Below are 16089 nucleotides of genomic sequence, written 5' to 3' on the forward strand. Positions count from 1 at the left end.
CGCATCATTACTTCTTCTTCTTTTCGATCGAGCTTTTCTCAGCCTTTTCCTGACCTTCCCCAGCCACCTGAACCTGCCCGAAATTCAGGGGAAAATCGTTGATCTGCCGCCACAGTTCGTAGCCGACCGTGACGTTGTCGCCTTGTATCCAGCCCAGTGCCTTCCCGCCTTGGCGCACGAAGCGCCGGGCCGGCCAGGCCGGCTTCCCGGGTCTGGGTTCGACCAGCACTCGAAACAGGCCATCAGCGCGCGGTGTCGGATCGACCGACCGAACCTGCCCGTCATAGATGCCGACCGCGAAGGCCGGCCAACCGCTGAACTGGAATGCGGGAAAGCCCTCGAATTCGAGGCGGACCGGTCGCCCGTGTTCGACCAGCGGGATATCCCGGCCGTCCACATAGAGTTCAACCGCGCGGCTGACCTGCTCCGGTGCGATCATCGCCAGCACTGTGCCGGCCGAGATCAACGCGCCTCCCGCCGCCGCGTTCAGATTCTGAACACGGCCGCTGCGCGGTGCAGTGACGACTTGTGCCGACTGGCGCATCTGCCGCACCTCGATCTGCTTCAGCTTCGCCTTCGCCTCAGCGAGCTTGGCGTTGGCTTCGGCAACCTTGATCTGCGTCTGTTCATAATCCCGCCGAGCCGCCAGCCCTTCGGCGAAAAGCTGACCTGTGCGCCCCACATCGATCGAGGCGACCGCGCGCGCCTGCTCGATTGCGGCGATCTGTGCCTCGATCTCCGCCTTCTCGGCGGCCAGGCGCTCAAGGAAATTGGGATCGACATCGACGACCTGGGCAATCGGATCGCCGGCATTCACAAGCTGGCCGTCCTGCACGAAGAAGCGCTGAATGCGCCCCTCGACGAGCGATGAGACCTGCTGTGGACGGTCATCGGGATCAAGGGAGATGACCTGCCCGCCCCCTTGCGCCGTCTGCCGCCAAGGCACGAAGAGAATGGCGACCGCGAGACAGATCCCCACCAGGATAAGCCATGCCACGACGATAACGACCCGTGGAGGATTGAGTCCTGCAAGAGAGCGAAAATGCGTCAACTGCGCTTCACTGATCGTCATGCCTCTCCCTCCTTTGTTCGCAAGAAGCGCACCAGATCAGTCCGATCCGTGAAGCGGCGCTGCGCATGCACGCCCAGCCAGAAGCAGCTATCGAGTTGCAACGCCTCAGGCCGGCCGGTGAAAAGCAGAACGGTCGTGCCATGCTCGCGCAGCATTTTCAGTGTCTCATGGAGTGGTTCGGCCGGAACCATGTCATAGAGTTGCGACAGCAAAAGGACCCTTGGTCGGCTCAGCAGTGCCGTTGCCACCTTAAGTTGCATGACTTCCACGATCGAAAGCGGAGATCCGGAACTTGCCAGCTGTGTGTCCAGCCCCTCAGGCAGGCTGGAGATGCGCGCGGCAAGGCCAACCACATCGAGCATCCGCATGATCGTAGCGCCATCCGCATTGCCGCCTGCGGCAAGGTTCAGGTACTCGCGGATGGTGATATCGACGATTGTTGGCCTGTTCAGCACCATTACGGCGGATCGCAGCAGATACATGTCGAAGCTGCCCAGGTCGCTACCGCCGATTGTCAGCAATCCCCTTTCAGGATTGGCATGACGCTTGAGCATGAGCGCGATCTGGCTTTCGACACCGGGCTCCGCGACAATGACGGCCTGCTCGCCATTATCGATAGCAAAGTCAAAGCGCGACCCGCCCAGTTCCACGGCGCGAAACCGTACCGAGCCATCGGGCGGGGCCTGGCCGTTGAGTCCGAGCGGTTCCTGCTGGATGGCAAATATCTGCGACAATTCCTCCGAGCTTGCCACCAGGTCGTAGAAGGTGTCGAGATACCACCCCAGCTGATAGATGCCGTAGAAAACGCCGGACAGGATGAGCTCGGCCGCCACTAGCTGACCGATCGAAAGCTGGCCCGCCAGGATAAGATTTCCACCGAGCGCAAGCAGTGCCGAGGCGGCAAAGGCGTAGACCAGGAAATATCCCAGCGTCTGCGCGAAACTGTAGCGGAAATAGCGGCGGTGCGCGTTAATGTAGTTTCGCGTTACCGCCTCGGACCTGTCCATTGCGAAATCGAGATGGCGCGCGGACTTGTAGAAGCCGTTCGATGCACCGACGCCTTCCAGCCACTGCGCCGCTTCGTGCTTGGCATGCGAGAGACCGACCGCGCCCGCGATCGCGCCGCGGTGCCACACCAGCCAAATGAGCAGGCAGGTCGCGATCAGGACGATGTTGAATCCGAGAAAGAAGGGATGATAGAAGCTCGTCACGATCAGCCCCACCGCGCCCTGGAGGATGATCGTGAACGCGTTGATCACCAGGCTTGGCACCGCTTTTTGGACGACAACCATGTCGAAGTAGCGGTTGAACAGGCTGCCTTTGCTTTGATCCGCGAAAAAGGGGTTCTGCGCATGGACAGCCCGCACGGTGACTTCCGCTACGACACGTGCGAAAATGCGGCGTTCGAACATCGCCAAGAGGTAGCTGCGCAGCGCGCTTAGTCCGGCAACGAGGAGCAGAAGGACGAGTAACACGCCCGACAATATCCAAAGCGGGGCCACCAACGCCGTGCGCGCTACCGAATTGATCAGTAACTGGACCGAAATAGGTGTCGCCAGTGAAAGTAGCGTGATCGCCAATGTGTAGACGATGCCGACTTTGATATAACCCTTATCGGGACCGACTATTTCCCTGAGCCACGTAGACGCCTGACGTAGCCCCAAATACTCACCGGACAATTCGCGACCTCATCAACATGCTGCTGGCATCTAGTGATGAGCTGTAGCCCGAGACAAGAGGCCAATGCTGCCTTGCAACATTTAATAACGCAGTTGCAACATCAGCGCCGATAGCCCGCAAAGTGGAGGCCGAGCCTTGACGGCGTCGATGCGACGCTGCAGCGCGAGGTAAGATCGATCAAGGACCTCCAGGAGTTCAACGCCATGAAATTGGGCTACGTGCGGACAAGCGCAGGAGAAGAAAGCCTGGCTGCCCAACTCGAGGCCATTCGCGCGGCCGGTGCCGTGCGGATCTGGGAGGATCACGGAATATCCGGTTCCGCCGTGCTCAAGCCCGCCTACATGGAAATGTGCGACTACGCCCGCCCCGGCGACGAGATCATAGTCTGGCGCCTAGACCGCCTGTCACGCTCGCTCATTACGCTGATTTGCGACTTGCAGGCGCTGGGCGAACGGCAGGTCGAATTCCGCTCCTTGTGTGAAGACATAGACACCACCGCGCCCGAAGGTCGCAGCTTCTTTCACACCGTGGCAGCCTTCACGGCATTTGGTCACGATGTCCAGCGCGAGCGCGCGGAGGCTGAGACAGGCATGGGAGCAGCCAGGCTGCAGGATTAGTCACGCGCCGCCTCCGGACGGATCTAGGACGTCCGTTGCGCAGCCATCTCTTGCGAGGCAAGGCGGTGAGTGGAACATCCAAATCGCAGCGATTTCATGCAAGAAGTGCTGGCGCTCCGAGCGGGACCGCAAACCGGGGCGCCATAACAAGCAGGCGCGAATGGATCAGGTCTGGCTTCTCACATTGCAAACCGACACGTTGTTCGAAGGCCTTCGACCGGCAAACGGTTTGGGGGACTCAATGTGGGTTCAAGGAGCGGGCATGGAGCGGGAATGGTGCGGTCTTGCTCGTGACGACACCGATGAGGCCGTTGGAAGCGAGACGTCTGTCGCTCTAGCGGATGACGGCTTCGAAGCGACCGTCCGGCACATCGCCCCCAGTGCAGCTGCATTGGAACATCGGTCAAAAGCATCCGGGCTGCGGATTTTGCCATGCGGTGACGTTTAGTCAGGGAAACCCGCAGGGCACAAGCTATCGTGGAGGCCGCAATGAACCGCCCAAGCCTGACAATCGCAGGCCTGCTTGCCGTGACGATTGCGCCTCCGGCTCAAGCCGGCGAAAGCAATCTGCCCGGCATTGCAACGCTTCGCATCGCGCCTGCGGATCTGCAGTGGTCGACATCGGATCGGATCACTATCGAACGCGCCAGAACCAGGCGGCTTGTGGATGACAGCGGAATTTCCGGCTGGGGCCTCGATTTCGTGTCACTGCGATCTCGGCATCCGGGCGACGAACCCGGTTCCGACGCGCGCATGAAGGTTCATGCCCGGCAGGTCAGCGTCGAAGGCTGGCAGGACATTGGTGCAGACACCGAACTTCGGCTGCGCGCACATGCAGGAATGACCAGCAGGATGGATCGCGAGTCCGCATTGCTCGTCGCCAAGACTAAGACCGTCGAAACGGGCCTTGAGGCGACTGTGCGACACGCCTCCGGCTGGCGCGTGCGATGCGGGTGGTTTGCACAAGGCGGTTGGGGCGGACATTCCCTGCAGGATGACGCAATGCGGATGACCAATGGCGAATCCGGTGCAGCGCAAGGCGCCCGCCTCGTGTTCGAAATGCCCGTCGCCGGCCCTGCCCTGTTCGCCCACGCCCTGATGAGCCTTGAGGCGAGCACCGGAAGCAAAGCCTTTGCGCCGGGTCAGCCGGTCCCGCACCAGAACGAGGTCGCCCTGAGAATGTCGACTTCGTTCTGAAGACGAAGTCCAGTCGTCGGGAGCAACTACTACACGAACGAAAATGGACGTTCGGCCGAAGACCGTCCGGTCGAACTCGGCAGGACGCAGCGCTGGCCCGGGCATCAGTCCAACCGGATCGTGCGCCGCCTTCTCCACCTCTGGACGCCGGCGCCGATCAGGCAAAGGGCCAGCAGGACAAGCAACGACAGGACGAAGCGCAAGTCTTTGTGCAGGTGCGCGAACACCTGGCTGAACCCGTGGCCGAAGCCAAAACCGATGCACCCGATGACGATGGCCCAGGTCGTGGCCGCAATCCCGTTGAACAGGATGAAGCGGGCGGTAGGTATGGACGAGGTGCCGATGGCCAGCGGGCTGACGGTGCGCAGACCATAGATGAAACGGAAGCTGAGGGTGAAGCCGGTTGGGTGGCGCTCCAGAAATGACAGGGCCCGTGCGAAGCCGCGCCTTTGCCTCAGCTGGGACAGGTTGCCGCGGTTCCGGTAGCGCCTGCCTATAAAGAAGAAGATCTGGTCGGCGAGAAATGAGCCTCCCGCCGCCGCTGCCAGGACGCCGGGCAAACTCAGCAGTCCATGGTGTGCGAGGAGCCCTCCTGCGAGGACGACCGTCTCGCCTTCGAGCCCTGCCCCCACGAAGATGGCGATGAGCCCGTATCGCGCGATGATCGCCGAAACCGTCATGGCGCGACCATTACCCGCTCCGGCAGCCTCGGGTACGCGCCCAGACGCGTTCCTTGCGCAAAGCGCGTGAGGAGGCCCGGCCGCATCTTGAGCAGGCCGACGCCCATCGTGCGCAGGACCGGTTGTTCGAGAACACGCTGCAAGGCCATGGCGCGGGTTAGCTGGCGCCCGGTTTGGGCACGGTGGCGCTGACGATAGTGCGCGGCGTCTTTGCCTTCGAGCAGGCACTCGGCCGCGATGAAGGCACTACGCAAGGCAAGTGCCATGCCGTCACCGGTCAGCGATGCCGTCATGCCTGCCTGGTCCCCCAGGCGAAATACCGGGTCGTCCGGGCGGCAGGCCGGCGCCATGCCATAGCTCAGGTTTCCGATCGTGACGGGCTTGGCGAACAAGGGCTCGGCTTCGCAAAGCCATTCGCCGCCGCGCGGGAGGGATGCCAGCATCGCCTGCATGTCAGACCAGTTCCTGCCGATCTGCGAAAGCCGGCTTCGCCTGACGATAAGACACAGATTGGCGCAACCACCTTCGATCATCTGCAGGCCGGCATAGCCGCCTTCAAACAGGGTCAGTTGCACCACGCCTGCAAGCTGCTCCTGCGCCGGACGCGAAAGACGATAATGCATCTTGAAGCCGACATAGCGATCAGAGTCCTTTTCCTTGCGCTCCTGCCCGCCCTCCCGTACCGGCAATTTGCCCGTCGCCAAAAGGACGGTCCCGGCGCTGCGCTCTCCAAGGCTCGTGCGCACGCGTGTTCCGACCATTTCAAGGACCCGAACGCCCCGCTCCAGCGTGACACCGGCTGCCTCCGCACGTTCAAGAAGCACTTCATCGAGGATATGACGGCTGAGGCCGAGTGCAGTGAACGGCAAGGCCGCGTCGATCCGTACGGGGCCCGAGATCAGGCGTACGCGATCGATCGGCACGGCGCCCAGCGCTGCTGCATCGATACCGAGATCGGCGAGATGACTATGGGCTTCGATCGAGAGGAATTCGCCGCAGATCTTGTGATGCGGACCCGTTTCGCGTTCGACAAGGCAAACCGACTTCCCCGCACGGGCGAGCAGCAGGGCTGCGGCGCCTCCCGCCAGTCCCCCGCCAAGGATCAGCGCATCGGCCATCTCAACCCAGCAGCTGGAAACGAAAGCTTTCTGCCGCCATGCCCGGACCGAAGGCGATGGCTAGGCCGGGCTGCGGCGCCCGCCTCTGCTCCCGGCGCTCGAGCATATGGGCAAGAATGAACATCAGCGTCGCCGAAGACATATTGCCGTATTCGCGCAGGACTTCGCGCGAGGGTGCCAGCGAACCTTCGGGCAGGGAAAGGCCATGCTCAACCGCGTCGAGGATCGTGCGTCCACCGGCATGGACGGCCCAGAGCGAGAATTCCTCCGGCGTCTGACCGCGCAGCAATCCTTCGGGAATGTCGCGCTCCCGGCGCAGCGCCTCGGTGATGCGCGACGGGACTTCACCGCCAAGGTGCATGTCGAACCCCTGATCGCCGATGTCCCAGGTGATGGCATCGGCCGTCCCCCCGATCGTCGCTGCGCGAAAATCCTTGAGTGCAATCCCCTTCGCATCCGCCGTGACGAGCGCCGCCGCAGCGCCATCGCCGAAAAGGAGCATCGACAGCAGCTTGCCCAAGTCGGCGGTGCGCTGGAAATGGAGGCTGCACAGTTCCAGCGTGACCACCAGGACCCGGGCCTGCGGCGTCGAGCGGACGATATGATGGGCAAGGCGCAGCGAATTGACGGCTGCGTAGCAGCCCATGAAACCGACGACGGTGCGCTCGATGCGCGGGTCCAGCCCTGCTCTTTCGATAATGACCTGATCCAGCCCAGGGGCCATGAAGCCGGTGCAGGAAGCAACGATCAGGTGGGTAATGCCCTGTGCCGCAATGTCCGGATCGAGAGCGAGGATGGCATCGAGAGCAAGCCGCGGCGCGTCGCTGGCATAGCGCGTCATACGCTGCGCGGTACTCGGCCATTCGCCGGTGCCGTAGAAATCGTCCCGATCGGTGACCGTCCCGTCAGGCAGCGTCACCGGCTCGAGAAACGAAAAACGCTGCTCGATGCCCGACCGCTCTACCATGCGGCCAAACAGCTTGCGCGTCTTGTCATCGGGCAGGCCGGCCGTGGCGAAGCGCAGGAAAGCATCGTGCACGCCGTGCGGCGGGTTGGCCGTGCCTATGCGATTGATGTGGGCGGTCACAGCGCTCATGCCTTGCGTCCGATCAGGACCGCGTTGAGGCCGCCGAAGGCAAAGCTGTTCGACACCAGGACCTCGTGATCGATGATCTGCCGCGACAGGACCAGTGGCAAGGCGCAGTCCGCAGAGGTGCCGAGGTGATTGAGAATGGGCGGGGCGATGCCGTGCACAAGGCAGCTGATCCCCAAGAGGAATTCCATTGCTCCTGCGGCGCCGATCATGTGGCCATGGGCAGACTTCGTCGCGATGACGTCGTGGCGATCGAGCGCCGTGCCATAGACCGCCCGCATGGCCGCCGCCTCCGCCGGATCGTTGAGCTGGGTACCGGTGCCATGCGAGGAAATCAGCGCAGGAGCGTCCGCTTCCACGCCAGCATCGGCATGAGCGGCGCGGATTGCCATTGCGATCCCGTCAACGTCCGGAGCGGTCATGTGCGCGGCATCGCTGGACGCGCCGTAACCGGCCAGTTCGGCGATGACCGTCGCACCGCGCGCCACGGCGTGCTCTTGGCTTTCGAGCACCATGACTGCAGCCCCTTCGCCCAGCACCATGCCCTTGCGCTCAATGGAAAATGGACGGCAGGCGTCGGGTGCGAGTACGCCAAGGGAACGCCACGCTGTCCAGGATCCCTGCGACAGGCACGCCTCCGCACCTCCGGCAATTGCGACGTCGACCCTTCCGCTGCGGATCATGTGCATTGCCTCGCCGAGCGCATGGGCGGACGAGGCGCAGGCGCTCGACAGCGTAAAGGTCGGCCCATGTACCTTCAGCAGCATGGCGATCTGCGCGGCGGGCGCAGCAATCATCGAGGCTGGGATGGTCTGCGGGTGGACCTTGGCCTGACCCTTGGCGAAAAGGCGCTCATAGGCGGTATCGATGGTGGCATTGCCGCCGCTGCCGCACCCCATGAGAACAGCAGTCCGGTGGTGCAGGACCGGATGGCCGCGCAGGCCAGACTGTTCGACGGCCTCGCTCGCAGCTTCGATGGCATGAAGGGAGAGCGGATCAAGCTTGCCCAGTGCGCGCAAATCGGCCGATGCGAGATGCACAGGTCCGCTGTCCTCCGCCGCAATCCACGAGGCGATGCCCCCCAAACCTTCGCGCTGGATAGGCCGAATTGCGCTCGCCCCGTCCTGCAAGGCCGACCAGTTCGCCTCCACACCTTTGCCAAGACCGCTGACGCACCCCATGCCGGTGATGACGACTTTGTGCATCATGCCTTGGCGCCGGCCGTGATCCGGTCGATCAGTTGTTGAAGGGTGGATTCGGGGGGAATATCTTCGGGCTGGATCTCGACGCCGAAGCGGTCCTCGATCTCGAACAGGACGCTCACAAGGTCTATCGAGGATATGTCGAGGGTGGCAAGCGTGGCGTCAGGCGCCAGCTTTTCGCGTTCGAGACCGGTTTCCTGCGAAATCAGGGCCATGATGTCTTCATTCGTCAACGGCCGCTCTCCTCGGCAACACGGGTCCAGTGCTTGGTCTGGCACAGGAACAGAATGCATCCGGTTACATCGAGGCGACCCTTTTCACCAAGGGCAACAGAGGCGCGGTAACTGCGGCCAGCTTTTGGATCGTAGGCGCGCCCGCCTTTCCAACCATCGCCATCGGGATGCATGCCGTAAATGATCCGCACCCCCACCAGCGGTCGATCCCTGAGCGAAGCATCCGGATTGTTGACGTCACGGGCCGGAGCCTCGGGATCGAGAACGCGCACCAGCGTGCCGCAGAGCGATGCGCCGCAACGCTTCACTTCGACGATCCCGGCACCATCGTCGGTCAGCCACCGCCCGAAGATCCCGCGGGAAGGCATTGCGCTTGCGGAGCCCGCCAGTGCAGACAGCCCGATGATCACGGCAACCGGCACGAATTTCATTGGATGGAACCGGCTCCCCGTCCGCTGCTATGACAACGCCTGCGTGTTTCTTTCGGCAAGGTGCTCGAACCCTTCGCGCTTGCTGTTCATCTGCGCGACTATCACGCCTTGGGACTGGACAGTCCATGCAATTAATCGTGAAACGCACAGGAACGCCAGATTGTTGCGCTTGGGCCGAGGGCCCCGATTTGCGTCCGATGAAAAGGGAATGCCGATGGCGTCACTTGCAGTGCGATCCCGACAGGAAGAACAGATGGATGCGCTTGATCTGGACTCTCAGACTTATGCGCAGGTCCTGCGCGATCTGGCCCGGGTCAATCGCTGGACCTTCACGGCCCACCCCGCCCTGGCATATCTGCGCAAGGCCACGAGGGGGGCTAGCGCTTTCAGCCTGCTCGATGTCGGATTCGGGCACGGCGACCTGCTTCGCGCGATTGCGCGATGGGCGCGAAGGCAAGGGATCTCGGCGCGGCTCGTCGGTGTCGACATCAACCCCCGGAGCGAGCCGATCGCCCGCGCCGCGACCCCGGACGGTCTCGACATCGATTTTCGAACCGGCGACTATGGCGACCAGCCCGAAGCGTTCGACTACATCGTCAGCAGCCAGGTCGCTCATCACATGAGCGATGCGCAGCTGACGGCCTTCCTGCACCACATGGACAGCCGCGCACGTCGAGGCTGGCTCATCAGCGACCTGCACCGCCATTGGTTCGCCTATCACGGTTATCCATGGCTCGCCCGCGCAATGGGGGTCCACCGCATCGTGCGCGAAGACGGCCAGCTCTCGATCGCCCGGTCCTTCCGCAAGGAGGACTGGATCGAGATCCTGACCGGCGCGGGCATCGATCCCGAACGTGTCGGGATAGCAAGGCGCTTCGCCTTTCGCCTTTCGGTGGAATGCCTGAAAGGCAGCTAGCGCCGGACGATCTTGGGTGCCCGGATGGTCGGGTAAGTCGATTGTCTATTTCAGGTGTTCGAGCCCGACAGCGGAGAATTCTATCATCTGGGCGACCAGGTCTTCCAGGGGCACTTCTGCCCGGCCCTTTGCCTTGAGCAGGTCGTACTCGCTGATCACGCCGAGGAATCCTGTCGTGATCATGGTCAGGTGCAGGCGCCGGGCCACCGCGGGATGGGCATCCATGCGCCGATCGAATTCGTTGATGGCCCGGGCAATGGCGAGATCCGGGCGCTGCGGATCTTCGGCCGGGTGCTGCAGGGCGAAGCGACCGTAGAGCGTGAGATATTCGAGCAGCAGGCGCGCATAGACGTGGGCGCCGGCCGCATTGCACATGTCGAGATAGGGCAGGAAAATGACCGAGAGCAGCTCGCTCATCGTGCAGCCTTCGATTGAGCCGAACTGCCTGATCATGTCCTGGCGGCGCGGTTCCATCAGCTGCACGCGCCATTCGAAGATCTCGGCGAGCAAGGTCTGCTTGTCGCCGAAGTGATACTGCACGGCCGCGACGTTGGACTGCCCCGCAGCCAAAGCGACCGCGCGCATCGAGGTAGCTTCGATGCCGTCGTTGGCGAAGAGATTTTCAGCCGCTTCCAGGATGACCTGGCGCGTGACCTCCGACCGCTTCGTCCTTGGCGTGCGCTCGTTGGCCCTGGCCCTCTCGCTGTTTTTGCTTTGCATTTCTTGCCTCTGCCACAGGACCGGGACGGAGGGTATAGGCTTTCAGGCAAATTTCAAACACACTAATTAAACAAACAGGTGATTTAAACTTGGCTCTCCATCATTGTCCGGGGGCAAGCGGGGAACTCACCGCTGAGGGAACGCCTCGCCAAAGGCGAAGCGAACGAGGGAGAGAGAACTTGGGCAAATCACACTACAAGCACGTTCGAAATCTGCTGCTTGCAGGGACCGCTGCGGGTCTGCTGGCGGGCATTCCGGCCCACGCGCAGGATCAGTCCGCGGCCAGCGGAGCCGAGAACAACGAACCCCGGGGCGGGATCGGCGAAATCGTTGTCATGGCGCGCAAGCGTGCAGAATCGACGCAGGACGTTCCGGTCGCGATTACCGCCGTCGATGCCAAGACAATCGAAAAGTACGACCTGACGAGCCTCGAGCGGCTTTCGGCTTCGACCCCGCAGTTCTCCGTCGGCCGCGCGGGCACGGGCTCGGGCGCTACCCTGGTGCTGCGGGGCATCGGCTCGAACACCACTTCGATCGGCCTCGAACAGTCGGTCGCCGTCGTCGTGGATTCGGTCTATTACGGTCAGGGCCGCACGATCAACGAAGGCTTCTTCGACCTCGGCCAGATAGAAATACTCAAGGGTCCACAGGCGCTGTTCTTCGGCAAGAACGCGACCGCCGGCGTGGTCTCCATGGCAACGAAGGATCCCGGAGACACGCCTGAATTTCTCGCCAGGGTGGGCTATGAGGCCAATGCCAAGCAGTTGACCGGTGAAGCCATCGCCTCAGGGCCCCTGAGCGATACTTTCGGGGCCCGCCTCGCAGTGCGGGCCAGCAAGCAGTACGGTTCCCTGTTTCCCAATCGCGGAGAGGCGGAAACCTGGCGCCTGACCGATGTTGCTACCGGTGACACCCGGTTCCTGCCCGGTGCCGATCCGATTCGCAAGCAGGGTACGCGCGATCTGCTCGGCCGCATCACCCTCGTCTGGAAGCCTGACAGCCGCCTGACAGCGAACCTGAAAGCCAGCTTCAACGACGCGCGCTCGGACAATCCACTTTCGAACTATGCATTCTACAACTGCAATGGCGGCCATGCGCAGCTCAACGCCAATGTGCCGTGCGAGAAGAAGTTCCGGACGTACCAGGGCTCCGCGCCGATCGAGGTGGCCCAAGACATTCCCCACGGCAATGACGATGGCACACCCGGCAACAAGTACAAGTCCTGGGGCGCGACAGGGACGATCAACTACGAACTGGACAATAATATCACGCTGACCAATGTCACGAACTACAACTGGAACAGGAATATCTTCAAGATCGATGCCAATGTGATAGCGGCATCGCCCGTGGGGCTCTACGCCACCGAGGATACAAACTACCACAGTTTTTCGGACGAACTGCGCGCCACTTCGGATTTCGGTGGCATGTTCGACTTCATGGTGGGCGGCCTCTACCAGACCACAAAGCGCAATTATCTGGCATGGACGGCGCAGGCCGGGCTTGAGAACTCTGATGCACCAGACGGTTTCCGCTTTGTCGGAAACTCCAAGGATTCAACCACCAAGGGCGAAACGCTTGCGTTTTTCGGTCAGGCCATCTTCCGCCCGATTCCCAAGGTCGAACTGGCCGGCGGCGTGCGCTACACGCATGAGACCAAGGACAGTTCGTTCCTCCAGCCTTACTCCAATCCCGCCCTCGTGGGGCTCGGCGTCTTCTCGCCCGGCGTGACCCTCACCGCCAGCCAATCGTTCGACAACTGGTCGCCCGAATTTACCGTGACCTGGGAGCCCAGCGATGCCGTGACCGTCTATGCCGGCTACAAGTCGGCGTACAAGTCGGGCGGCTTCTCGAACTCGGGCATCTACGGACCGCTGGCATCGGTCGACGATTTCACCTTCGGACCCGAGACGGCGCGAGGCTTCGAAGGCGGTATCAAGACGCAGTTGTTCGACCGCCAGTTGCGGTTCAACCTCGGTGCCTTCTGGTACAAGTACAAGGACCTGCAGATCGACTTCTTCAATTCGCCGGTCTTTGCCTTCACCACCTACAATGCCGGTTCGGCCATTACGAAGGGCATCGAAAGCGACTTCCAGTTCGCGCCCTATGCCCTGCCGGGTTTCGAACTTCACGGCTCGCTCAACTACAACAAGGCCGCTTACGACAAGTACGATGGCGCTCCGTGCTGGACCGGCCAGACCATCGCCCAGGGCTGCTATACGACAACCCCGCGGGCCGCGCAGGATCTCAGCGGCGTGGAACTGGCCAATGCGCCCAAGTGGACCGGCGCGCTTGGCGCCAGCTATGAGACCGACGTCAGCGAGAGCTTGAAGATCAACCTGTCCGCCGACGGACGCTTCAAGAGCAGCTACCTGCCCACGGCCTTCGGCAATCCTTACTCGCGCCAGAAGAGCTACGGCGTTCTGGATGCGCAGATCCGCCTTTCGACCAAGGACGACCACCTGCAGTTCGCCATCATTGGCAAGAACCTGACCAACACGTTCTATGTCAACGGCGCGCAGGACGCCCCGAGCTCGGGTGGCGGCACCGGGACGGCGGGAGGTTTCCACGCCGACCAAATCGGATATGTTGCCGATCCGCGTACGGTCACCGCGCAGATCACGTTCAAGTACTGAGGGGGCGGCCGGTGAGGAACCGCAGTCCTGCCGCACTGGCCGGTTCCTCATCTCCCCAGCCTTCTACACCGGTGATCGGCCGGAGCTCCGATCCCATGGCAAAACATGAAGAGAGGACCTGAGCGATGAACCAATCGAACCGAAATCCCGGACAAATGCGCCGGCGACTGCGCTGGATCGGTGCCACGGCCCTGGCAGTCGCGGTCGTTCCCGGACTCGCTCTCGCCCAGGCGGCGGACCCGATGGCGGGCAAGGTCGGGCGGACGGTCGCCGAAACCCATGCTCCGCAATGGCCTTCCGAACCCAGAGCGCCGAAGAATGCGCCCAATGTCCTTGTCATCATGACCGACGACGTCGGCTTCGGCGTCACCAGCACGTTCGGCGGACCGGTTCCAACCCCCACCTTCGAGGCGCTCTCGCAAAACGGGGCGAAATACACCCGCTTCAACACGACCGCACTGTGTTCGCCCACGCGCGCTTCGCTGCTTACCGGACGGCTGCCGCAGAACGTGAACATGGGCAACGTCACCAACCTGCCGACCGGGTATGACGGCTATACGACAGTCATTCCCAAGTCCGGCGGGACAATGGCGCAGATCCTCAAGGAGAACGGCTTCAACACCGCCATGTTCGGCAAGGGCCACCTGACTCCCGAATGGGAAATGAGCATGGCAGGGCCATACGACCGCTGGCCGGTAGGCCTCGGCTTTGAATACTTTTACGGCTTCCTCTCGGCCGACACGTCGATGTGGAATCCCAGCATCGTCGAGAACACGACACCGCTCGAGCCGCCGCACAACAGGCCCGGCTATCATTTCGAAGCCGACATGGCCGATCATGCGATCAACTGGATTCGCAAGCAGAATGCGGTGGCGCCCGACAAGCCTTTCTTCATCTACTATGCGCCCGGCCTGTCGCACACCCCGCATCATGCGCCCAAGGAGTGGATCGACAAGTTCGCAGGGCAGTTCGACCAAGGCTGGGACGTGCTGCGCCAGCAGATCTTCGAGCGCCAGAAGAAGCTGGGCATTGTTCCTGCCGATGCGAAGATAAGCCCGCGACCGGATTCGATGCCGGCCTGGTCCTCGCTCGATGCCAGGCACCGGAAGGTTTACGCCCGGCTGATGGAGGTCTTCGCGGCGACCGTCGCCTATTCGGACTACCAGACCGGCCGGGTGATCGACGAACTGCGCCGCTCAGGCCAACTCGACAACACCATGATCGTCTACATCGAGGGTGACAACGGCAGCAGCGCCGAGGGAGGCCTGCAGGGCCTCGCCTTCGAACAGTCGACGATCACCGGGCGTTCGGAAAGCTTCGAGGAACTGGCGCGCCATTACGACGACTTCGGCGGACCGGAAGTCTACAACCACTTCCCGGCCCAGTGGGCCTGGGCCCTCAATGCGCCCTTCCCCTGGTGGAAGCAGGTTGCATCGCAGGCCGGCGGCGTGCGCAATGGCATGGTCATCTCGTGGCCGGGGCACATTACCGACAGCAAGGTATGGCGCACGCAGTATGCTCATGTCAGCGACATCATGCCAACGGTTCTCGACGCGGTGGGCGTCAAGGCTCCCGAAGTGCTCGACGGCGTCAAGCAGAAGCCGATCGACGGCATCAGTCTCAAGTACAGCTTCACCCAGCCGAAGGCGCCATCCGCGCGGCGGACCCAGATCTACGAGATGATGGAAAACTTCGGCATCTACAGGGATGGCTGGATGGCCGGAACCCTGCCCAAGCGCGCGGCATGGGAAGCCGGTGCATCGGGCGATCGCCGGCTCGACATCGGCCCCGACCAGCGCGTGTGGACCCTGTTCAATCTCGACAAGGATTTCACGACCGCAGTCGACCTTTCCAGGAAGAACCCGGCCAAGCTCAAGGAACTCCAGAACCTGTTCTGGGATGAAGCGGCGAAGAACAACATCCTGCCGATCCACGACTACAGCCAGGGAACCGAGGGCCGCCCGACGGTGGGCGGGCACCGCAAGCGCTTCGTCTATACCCCGGGCCTCACCCGCATTCAGGAGGACGCAGCGCCGCATACCATCGGGCACAGCTTCACCATCGAGGCCGATGCGAACATCCCCGAAGGCGGCGCCAATGGCGTGATCATCACCCAGGGCGGACGGTTCGGCGGCTATGCCTTCTACCTCAAAGACGGCAAGCCGGTGTTCCACTACAATGCCGTGGGCGATGACCAGTTCACGGTTCGCAGCGACGTGGCCGTGGGCGCGGGCGAGCACAAGCTGACCGCGCGCTTTACTGCCGACGCACCGAAGCCGGGTACCGCGGGAACGCTTGCAATCCAGCTTGACGGCAAGGAAATCGCAAGCGGGCGCATCGGCAGGACGGTCGCAGGCTGGATGTCGCATACCGAAGGCCTCGACATCGGGCGCGACACGATCACGCCGGTCGATCCGGATTACACGGTCGCTGACAGCGCCTTCTCCGGCACCCTGTCGCAGGTCGTGGTGACCATCGCACCCTGAAGACTTGCGCG

General features: G+C 62.5%; 14 protein-coding genes. 5 read left to right on the forward strand and 9 right to left on the reverse strand.

All coding sequences use genetic code 11. The features are described 5' to 3' along the window. Window positions 1-7: 7 nt before the first annotated feature. Together J3474_RS10200 and J3474_RS10205 are read right to left on the reverse strand one after the other, a co-directional pair. Window positions 8-1072: an efflux RND transporter periplasmic adaptor subunit gene (locus J3474_RS10200; protein ID WP_207094082.1), complete on the reverse strand. Its 1065-nt coding sequence runs from the start codon at window positions 1070-1072 to the stop codon at window positions 8-10. Further along, window positions 1069-2751: an ABC transporter ATP-binding protein gene (locus J3474_RS10205; protein WP_207094083.1), complete on the reverse strand. Its 1683-nt coding sequence runs from the start codon at window positions 2749-2751 to the stop codon at window positions 1069-1071. Before J3474_RS10205 ends, J3474_RS10200 begins: the two co-directional genes overlap by 4 nt. A gap of 204 nt (window positions 2752-2955) precedes the next feature. Here J3474_RS10205 and J3474_RS10210 point away from each other — a divergent pair, with 204 nt between their 5' ends. Both J3474_RS10210 and J3474_RS10215 read left to right on the forward strand, forming a co-directional pair. Further along, window positions 2956-3369, forward strand: a complete 414-nt coding sequence (locus J3474_RS10210) for a recombinase family protein (RefSeq protein WP_013837159.1) — start codon at window positions 2956-2958, stop codon at window positions 3367-3369. A 489-nt stretch (window positions 3370-3858) separates the two neighbouring features. After that, the gene (locus tag J3474_RS10215) at window positions 3859-4566 is read left to right on the forward strand and encodes a hypothetical protein (RefSeq protein WP_242528328.1); all 708 of its coding nucleotides are present in this window, start codon (window positions 3859-3861) and stop codon (window positions 4564-4566) included. A gap of 104 nt (window positions 4567-4670) precedes the next feature. On the opposite strand, the gene J3474_RS10220 is transcribed toward J3474_RS10215, so the two are convergent. The 6 genes from J3474_RS10220 to J3474_RS10245 are packed head-to-tail and all read right to left on the reverse strand — an operon-like array spanning window position 4671 to window position 9323. Beyond that, entirely contained in the window at window positions 4671-5246 is a 576-nt protein-coding gene (locus J3474_RS10220; protein ID WP_207094085.1) for a DedA family protein, read from the reverse strand. Further along, window positions 5243-6364, reverse strand: a complete 1122-nt coding sequence (locus tag J3474_RS10225) for an NAD(P)/FAD-dependent oxidoreductase (protein WP_207094086.1) — start codon at window positions 6362-6364, stop codon at window positions 5243-5245. The genes J3474_RS10220 and J3474_RS10225 overlap by 4 nt, the downstream gene beginning before the upstream one ends. Window position 6365: 1 nt before the next feature. Continuing rightward, window positions 6366-7460, reverse strand: coding sequence for a type III polyketide synthase (locus J3474_RS10230; RefSeq protein ID WP_013837155.1), 1095 nt, complete (start codon window positions 7458-7460; stop codon window positions 6366-6368). Further along, window positions 7457-8665, reverse strand: a complete 1209-nt coding sequence (locus J3474_RS10235) for a beta-ketoacyl synthase (RefSeq protein ID WP_207094087.1) — start codon at window positions 8663-8665, stop codon at window positions 7457-7459. Before J3474_RS10235 ends, J3474_RS10230 begins: the two co-directional genes overlap by 4 nt. After that, complete coding sequence (locus J3474_RS10240; protein ID WP_207094088.1) at window positions 8662-8892, reverse strand: acyl carrier protein; 231 nt, start codon at window positions 8890-8892, stop codon at window positions 8662-8664. Before J3474_RS10240 ends, J3474_RS10235 begins: the two co-directional genes overlap by 4 nt. Then, window positions 8889-9323, reverse strand: a complete 435-nt coding sequence (locus tag J3474_RS10245; RefSeq protein WP_242528329.1) for a DUF2147 domain-containing protein — start codon at window positions 9321-9323, stop codon at window positions 8889-8891. Before J3474_RS10245 ends, J3474_RS10240 begins: the two co-directional genes overlap by 4 nt. A gap of 214 nt (window positions 9324-9537) precedes the next feature. Here J3474_RS10245 and J3474_RS10250 point away from each other — a divergent pair, with 214 nt between their 5' ends. Continuing rightward, the gene (locus J3474_RS10250; RefSeq protein WP_207094089.1) at window positions 9538-10239 is read left to right on the forward strand and encodes a methyltransferase domain-containing protein; all 702 of its coding nucleotides are present in this window, start codon (window positions 9538-9540) and stop codon (window positions 10237-10239) included. Window positions 10240-10284: 45 nt separating this feature from the next. Here J3474_RS10250 and J3474_RS10255 read toward each other — a convergent pair whose 3' ends face one another. Next, window positions 10285-10959 (reverse strand): TetR/AcrR family transcriptional regulator, encoded by a 675-nt coding sequence (locus tag J3474_RS10255; RefSeq protein WP_013837150.1) that lies wholly within the window; start codon window positions 10957-10959, stop codon window positions 10285-10287. 179 nt (window positions 10960-11138) lie between these two features. Here J3474_RS10255 and J3474_RS10260 point away from each other — a divergent pair, with 179 nt between their 5' ends. Next, window positions 11139-13592 (forward strand): TonB-dependent receptor, encoded by a 2454-nt coding sequence (locus J3474_RS10260; RefSeq protein ID WP_207094090.1) that lies wholly within the window; start codon window positions 11139-11141, stop codon window positions 13590-13592. A 242-nt stretch (window positions 13593-13834) separates the two neighbouring features. Beyond that, complete coding sequence (locus tag J3474_RS10265) at window positions 13835-16078, forward strand: arylsulfatase (RefSeq protein ID WP_207094273.1); 2244 nt, start codon at window positions 13835-13837, stop codon at window positions 16076-16078. Window positions 16079-16089: the final 11 nt, after the last annotated feature.

Origin of the sequence: Novosphingobium sp. PY1, from assembly GCF_017312445.1 — a bacterium.
Lineage (GTDB): Bacteria > Pseudomonadota > Alphaproteobacteria > Sphingomonadales > Sphingomonadaceae > Novosphingobium.

Bases quoted from the DNA above. Each gene is read 5' to 3' on its own strand.
- J3474_RS10200 (WP_207094082.1), bottom strand. From the start codon at position 1,072: ATGACGATCAGTGAAGCGCAGTTGACGCATTTTCGCTCTCTTGCAGGA.
- J3474_RS10255 (WP_013837150.1), bottom strand. From the start codon at position 10,959: ATGCAAAGCAAAAACAGCGAGAGGGCCAGGGCCAACGAGCGCACGCCA.
- J3474_RS10265 (WP_207094273.1), top strand. From the start codon at position 13,835: ATGGCGGGCAAGGTCGGGCGGACGGTCGCCGAAACCCATGCTCCGCAA.
- J3474_RS10215 (WP_242528328.1), top strand. From the start codon at position 3,859: ATGAACCGCCCAAGCCTGACAATCGCAGGCCTGCTTGCCGTGACGATT.
- J3474_RS10220 (WP_207094085.1), bottom strand. From the start codon at position 5,246: ATGACGGTTTCGGCGATCATCGCGCGATACGGGCTCATCGCCATCTTC.
- J3474_RS10230 (WP_013837155.1), bottom strand. From the start codon at position 7,460: ATGAGCGCTGTGACCGCCCACATCAATCGCATAGGCACGGCCAACCCG.
- J3474_RS10225 (WP_207094086.1), bottom strand. From the start codon at position 6,364: ATGGCCGATGCGCTGATCCTTGGCGGGGGACTGGCGGGAGGCGCCGCA.
- J3474_RS10250 (WP_207094089.1), top strand. From the start codon at position 9,538: ATGGCGTCACTTGCAGTGCGATCCCGACAGGAAGAACAGATGGATGCG.
- J3474_RS10235 (WP_207094087.1), bottom strand. From the start codon at position 8,665: ATGATGCACAAAGTCGTCATCACCGGCATGGGGTGCGTCAGCGGTCTT.
- J3474_RS10210 (WP_013837159.1), top strand. From the start codon at position 2,956: ATGAAATTGGGCTACGTGCGGACAAGCGCAGGAGAAGAAAGCCTGGCT.
- J3474_RS10245 (WP_242528329.1), bottom strand. From the start codon at position 9,323: ATGAAATTCGTGCCGGTTGCCGTGATCATCGGGCTGTCTGCACTGGCG.